Raw genomic sequence first — 4,444 nt, 5'->3', positions numbered from 1 at the left:
CTGGTAGAGCGTCCCCGAGCCTTGTCGAGACGCTCACACGTCTCTTACAACGCTGGCAATGAAAGCCGCCTTCAGATGCTCGGCAGCGGGCGAAAGGCTGTGATGGCGCCGTTGAAGCAGCGAGACGTCGCGCATGACGATCGGGTCAATGAGATCGACCGTGGTCACGCCCACGGCCGAGGCGAGTTGTCCGGAATTCTCCGGTAGGATCGAGACACCCATTCCGGCGGCGATCATGCTGATGGCGGTCGTCGAAAAGCGCACTTCGTACTTTGGCCGGTAGTTCGGAACGACGCGGATAAGATTGTGCTCAACGATGTTGCGTAGTGGATTGGAGGCGGCAAGCGTGATGAGGGCCTCGTCCTTGAGCTCGGCCCAGCGCACGGATTTGCGCTTGGCAAACCGGTGATCTTCCCGACAGACGAGCATCAACTTGTCGCGCAGCAGCGGGGTTGCGGCGATTTCGGGATCTTCCTCCGAAAGGGTGCCGACGGCGATATCGACCTCATGGCGCTTGAGCGCCGGCGTGATCTGCTCTTCAGGCATGTCGCGAATGTTGACGGAGATTTCCGGATATTTGTTCAGGAACCTGGCGATGATCGGCGGTACCACCGTTGCGGCAAGCACGATCGCAGCGGCGATCGTCACCTGGCCGCGCTTCAGGGAGGCGTTGTCGCGCACGTCGCCAACGGCAAGCTCGAGGTCCTTCATGATCTTGCGCGCCTGCGGCAGGAACTCCTGGCCGACCAGGGTGAGGGAGACCATGCGCGTGTGCCGGTCGAACAGCCGCACGCCTATCTCCCGTTCCAGATCCCGAATGAGGATGCTGACCGCAGACTGGGTGAGATGGAGGTTGCGTGCGGCGACGTTGAACTGTCCGAGTTCGGCCACCGCGATGAAGGCCCTGAGTTGCCGCAGGGTTATGTTCATGTACGCGCGGCCTCCCGTTATCCTGCCCTCATCAAGCCTGCCAGATCTCTGCTTGTCTACCCCGCAAGTGCCGACTGCTCCGTGTTGCCGGCCATCAGCAGGCCGAGTTCGTCGAGACGGGCGCGGTCCGGCGGCAATTCCCCAAGGATTTCGCCGTGGAACATCACGAGGATGCGGTCGCAGATCGCAAACAGCTCCTCGAGTTCCGTGGAGATCAGCAGAATGGCGCGGCCGCTGTCGCGCTGGCGCAGCATCTCCTCCATCACGAACTCCATCGCGCCGATATCGATGCCGCGCGCAAGCTGATTGACGAGGATGAAATCGGGATCGCGCGCCAACTCCCGCGCAACGACGAGCTTTTGCTGGTTACCGCCCGAAAGTGCTGCGATCGGCTGGTTCTCGTCCCGGCTCTTCACACGAAACCGTTTGATCAGGTCGCGGGTGTGTTCGCCGATGACCCTGCGGTTGAGCATTCCAGCCGCCGCGAACGGCTTTTGGTCGTAGCGTTGGAGAATGGTGTTTTCGCTGAGCGACAGCGGCAGCACGATGCCGTGTTTGTGGCGGTCTTCCGGAATGTGGGAAAAGCGCCTGGCATTGATCTCGGCCGGATCGAGCCCGGTTATGTCGTTTCCATTGAGAATGACGCGCCCGGAATTGACCGGCAGCAGGCCGGAGAGCGCGAGCGATAGTTCGGTCTGACCGTTGCCGGATACGCCGGCAATGCCGACGATTTCGCCGGCGCGTACATCGAGGCTCACACCTCGCACGGCCGGAAGGCCGGTCTCGGCGCGGCAGGTGAGGTTTTCCACCGAAAGCACGATACGGCCGGGGGGCTCGGGGCTACGCGGCAGCTCCATGCGCACGTCACGACCGACCATCATGCGCGCGAGCTCACGCGCATTCGTCTCCCCGACCCTGACCGTATTTACGACGCGGCCGTCACGCATGACGCTGATGCGATTGCTGACCCGCATCACTTCGTCCAGCTTGTGCGAAATGAAGACGACGGTTTTCCCATCCTTCACCAGATCACCCATCAGGGAAAGGAGACGGTCGGTCTCCTGCGGGGTGAGAACGGCGGTCGGCTCGTCAAGGATGAGCAGGTCGATGCCGTGGAATAGCACCTTCAGGATTTCCACCCGCTGCTGCTCGCCGACCGAAAGGTCTTCGACGATTGCGTCGGGACGCACGTCGAGGGCGTAGCGCTCGGAAAGGGCGCGGATCTTTCGGTGGACCTTGTCGATGTCGGATATGACGCTGAACGCCGAACCCTGGCCGAGGATGTAGTTTTCCGCCACCGTCAGGTTCTGCACCAGCATGAAGTGCTGGTGCACCATGCCGATGCGCTGGCGGATCGCGTCGCGCGGGCTTGAAAAGCGCACCGATTGCCCCTTGTAGACAATATCGCCCTCGTCCGGCCGGACCATGCCGCAGATCATGCTCATCAGCACGCTCTTGCCGGCGCCGTTTTCGCCGAGCAGCGAATGGACCTCGCCCTCCTCGATTTCCAGCGAGACGCCGTCGCTGGCGACGATCGGGCCGAAGCGTTTGCGGATATTGTCGATGCGCAGGAACGGTTTTTTCGACATGTCGATCACCTCATCTCGTAGGGCTGGCCAAGCTTGCTGGGTGCGGCACTCTTGCCGCGGAAGGCGACGAGCGTGACGATCGTCATGATGTAGGGGAGCGCCTGTAGCACTTGGTAGGGCACGACGATGGATGCCTGCGCCTGGAGCATGAGCTGCAGGGCGTAGAAGAGGCCGAAGAGCAGCGACACGAAGAAGGCCCCGATCGGCGACCAGCGGGCAAAGACCACCACGGCAAGGGCGATGAAGCCGCGGCCGGAGGTGATGCCTTCGACGAACTGGTTGGAATGGCCGAGTGTCAGGAAGGCACCACCGAGCCCCGCAAGCCCGGTACCGACGATGACGGCGGCATAGCGGTAGCCGACGACGCTGCGACCGGCGACGTCGACGGCCTTCGGGTGCTCGCCGACGGCGCGAAGCGTCAGACCGAAGGAGGTGCGGTAAAGCACCAGGGTGGCGAGTATGGCGACCAGCACGGTCGAATAGACGATGAGGTTTTGGCGGAAGAACGCCTCGCCGATAAAGGGCAGGTCGCTCAGCCAGGGTATGTGGACCGGCTGGGCGATCTCGATGCCCTTGCCGGTCGAAACGTAATAGGTGCGGAAGAGGAAGGCCGTCAGGCCCATTCCGAGCAGGTTGAGTGCCGCGCCGACCACGATCTGGTCCGCCTTGATAGTGATCGTGAAGAAGGCGAAGACGAGCCCGAACAGCATGCCGCCGGCAACGCCGGCCAATAGCCCGAGCGGAATGTTGCCGGTGGCGGCAGCAGCGGCGAAGCCGCAGAAGGCGCCGACCAGCATCGTGCCTTCGAGCCCGATGTTGAGCACGCCCGCGCGCTCGGAAAAGACCTCGCCGATCGAAGCGAATATCAGGGGCGTGGCAAGCCTCCAGGCGGCGCCGACGAGCGTCGCGAGAAAGGTGAGAGAAATCATGTCGTCCATGGGGTCGACCCTCCAGGAATGTCGCCAAAGGTTTTGTTTTCCCGCGGGCGATCGATGGCCACGTGGGAGTTTCCATGCTTTCAAGCCACAGTCCTGAGGATGTCGCGCAGCTTGGCGAAGGCGACGACCGAGAGGATGACGATGCCCTGAATGACCAGCACCAGGACCTGCGGGACCTGTGATGTGATCTGGAGGACTTCCGAGCCGGAGCGAAGCGTCGCGAAAAGCCCGCCCGACAGGATCGCCGCCAACGGATTGTTGCCTGCCAAGAGCGCCACCGCAATGCCTTCGAAGCCGTAACCCGGCGAAATGTTCTGGTAGAGCCGGCGGGTGACGCCCGCCACCTCGAAGGCTCCGGCAAGACCTGCCATCGCGCCGCTGATGCACATCGCGATCATCACGTTTCGTGCGACGTTCATGCCGGCATAGCGGGCGGCATGCGGGTTGAGGCCGACGACGCGCAGCGCAAAGCCGCGGCTGCTTCTTCGCAGAAAAATGTAAAGCGCAACCGCCAGAACCACCGCAACGAGGATGCCGATGTGAAGTCTAAGGTCGGTCACCAGGCGTGGCGTCCAGGCTTCGCGCACGAGCCTTGCCGATTGCGGATAGGCAGCACTCGCATCGCGCAACGGACCGGTGACGAGATAGCTCGTCAAAATGAGGGCGATGTAGTTGAGCATGATCGTGGTAACGATCTCGCTCGCCTGAAAGCGCACCTTCAGATAACCGGCAATACCAGCCCAAGCGGCGCCCGCCAGTGCTCCGGCCAACATCACCAACGGTGCGTGCGCCCAGACGGAAAGACCGTCGATGCTGGTGCCCACGAGAGTTGCGGCGATTGCGCCGACATAGAGCTGGCCTTCGGCGCCGATGTTCCAGATCGAACAGCGGAACGCGACCGAGAGACCTGCACCGATCAGGATCAGCGGCGTCGCCTTCAGGAGTATTTCTCCGACCGAGCGCATGTCCTGGAACGAGCCGAAGACC

Annotated in this window: 4 protein-coding genes; all 4 read right to left on the bottom strand. The window is 62.5% G+C overall.

Annotated elements, in window-relative coordinates:
• Window positions 1-33: 33 nt before the first annotated feature.
• Window positions 34-930: a LysR family transcriptional regulator gene (locus tag I8N66_RS32940; protein WP_113541413.1), complete on the bottom strand. Its 897-nt coding sequence runs from the start codon at window positions 928-930 to the stop codon at window positions 34-36.
• Window positions 931-986: 56 nt separating this feature from the next.
• The gene (locus tag I8N66_RS32935) at window positions 987-2,519 is read right to left on the bottom strand and encodes an ABC transporter ATP-binding protein (RefSeq protein ID WP_291163370.1); all 1,533 of its coding nucleotides are present in this window, start codon (window positions 2,517-2,519) and stop codon (window positions 987-989) included.
• Window positions 2,520-2,524: 5 nt separating this feature from the next.
• Entirely contained in the window at window positions 2,525-3,457 is a 933-nt protein-coding gene (locus I8N66_RS32930) for an ABC transporter permease (RefSeq protein WP_113541412.1), read from the bottom strand.
• Window positions 3,458-3,537: 80 nt separating this feature from the next.
• The coding region (locus I8N66_RS32925) for an ABC transporter permease (protein WP_291163366.1) at window positions 3,538-4,444 on the bottom strand (907 nt) is incomplete at its 5' end.

This window comes from Ensifer sp. SSB1 (genome assembly GCF_016652895.1).
GTDB lineage: Bacteria > Pseudomonadota > Alphaproteobacteria > Rhizobiales > Rhizobiaceae > Ensifer.
The sequence above is the reverse complement of the archived record's forward strand: the minus strand, read 5'-3'. Positions and strand labels throughout refer to the sequence as shown.